The sequence below is a fragment of the Acidovorax sp. KPB24-07 genome, from assembly GCF_057543315.1.
The window spans coordinates 1-684 of record NZ_BAAJYS010000877.1 but is presented as its reverse complement, the minus strand read 5'-3'; the positions used below and the strand labels follow the sequence as shown (position 1 = coordinate 684).

Here is a 684-nt window from a genome sequence, read left to right as displayed (position 1 = left end):
GCAGGCGCCGGACGGTGCCGGCGCGGCGCTGTCGTCCCCGCTGGGCGGCGGTGGGCTGCCCCCGGGCAACGGCGCGGGCTACCACAGCCCGCAAAGCCCGATCAAGCCGCTGCCCACGCGCAGCGACGTGGTCCCCTGGTCCACGCTGACCAACCTGCAAAAGAAAACCCTCAAGACCCGCATCGAGCCGGTCTTCAACCCCGAGCAGAAGGCGCTGAACCAAACCGTGCAGCGCGTGCAGGGCTTCATGGTGCCCATGACGGCCAAGCCGCAGCAGCGGCACTTTTTGCTCACCTCGGTGCCGCTGACCTGCGCCTTCTGCATTCCCGGCGGGCCGGAGAGCATGGTCGAGGTGAAGGCCTCGTCCCCCGTCACGTATTCGCTCGAACCCGTGGTGGTCGAGGGCCGCTTCGAGACGCTGCGCAACGACGAGTACGGCCTGTTCTACCGCATGGTCGACGCCAGGCCCGTCCCGTGATGCGAGCGCTTCGCTGACACAGCGCCCCGACCCGCCGCCCCCACATTCACCATGACAGCCGCGCGCCCGCAGACACTGCCGCACCGCCGACGCATCGCCGTCTGGTGGATCGCGTTCGCGCTGCTGCTGGCGCCGTTGCTCGGCCGCATGCACCAGGTGGTGCACGGCGGGGCGCCGGGCCTCGCCTCGGCCTCCGTCTCCTGGCC

General features: G+C 70.6%; 1 protein-coding gene. It reads left to right on the top strand.

The genetic code is table 11. The features are described from left to right. Positions 1 to 478, top strand: a 478-nt coding sequence (locus AC27IQ_RS26415; protein WP_487091427.1) for a DUF3299 domain-containing protein, incomplete at its 5' end; no start/stop codon positions are given. Positions 479 to 684: the final 206 nt, after the last annotated feature.